At 59.5% G+C, this 728-nt stretch carries 1 protein-coding gene and 1 pseudogene; one reads left to right on the top strand and one right to left on the bottom strand.

Going from position 1 to position 728, the window contains the following annotated elements; translation table 11 throughout:
* Positions 1-186 (top strand): annotated as a pseudogene (locus ACR0C6_RS21760) (peptide-methionine (S)-S-oxide reductase MsrA); the annotation flags it as partial.
* Here the strand turns inward: ACR0C6_RS21760 and ACR0C6_RS21755 are convergent.
* Positions 183-728, bottom strand: a 546-nt coding sequence (locus ACR0C6_RS21755) for a PfkB family carbohydrate kinase (RefSeq protein ID WP_480621226.1), incomplete at its 5' end; no start/stop codon positions are given. The pseudogene ACR0C6_RS21760 and the gene ACR0C6_RS21755 sit on opposite strands and share 4 nt — an antisense overlap.

The following is a 728-nucleotide window of genomic DNA, read 5'->3' as shown; positions in this document are numbered from 1 at the left end:
AGCGCAGGACCCTTTTACCCCGCCGAGGCGTATCATCAGGATTATTACAAAGGCAACAAACTGGTCCTTACCCGTTTTGGACCAAAGCGCCAGCACAACGCCTACAAGGCGTATCGCAAAGCCTGTGGTCGTGACGCGCGCGTCAAGCAGCTTTGGGGTGGGGATGCGCCATTTGCAGGCTCCTAGTCAAAGGATGCGTCACGTACTTCTTTCAGATCGGGAATGACATCCGCCGTTCCGTGCCGCATGACCATCAGGGCTGCGGCGCGGTTTGCCTGCAATATGGCCTGTTCCATTGGCATTCCGCGATCCATGCCTGCCAGCACGTAGCCGGTGAAGGTGTCGCCTGCCCCTGTGGTATCCACCGCCCGCACCTTATGCGCGGGAAACTCGACCGGATCGTTGCCCTGCTGCAAGTACCTCGCACCTTTTGAGCCGAGGGTAACGATGACATGCCGAACGGGCAGATCGGCGATGCTCAGACCGGTTTCCTGGCGCAGCTGTTCAGCCTCCACCTCATTCAGGATCAGGAAATCCAGATAAGGCAGAACGCCCTGAACGGCCTGAGCCTGAAACGGGGCCGCGGCATAACAGACGGTCAGGCCAAGCTTGCGCCCCAGCTGCGCCGCTTCGACCTGGGCATTGGTTTCATTCTGCAAGATCAGCAGATCACCGGTGTTTGCCGAGGCCAGCGCCTGCCCCAGATGGGCGGGTTCCAATGCGTGATT

The organism is Ruegeria sp. AL12, from assembly GCF_056540885.1.
The sequence above is the reverse complement of the archived record's forward strand: the minus strand, read 5'-3'. Positions and strand labels throughout refer to the sequence as shown.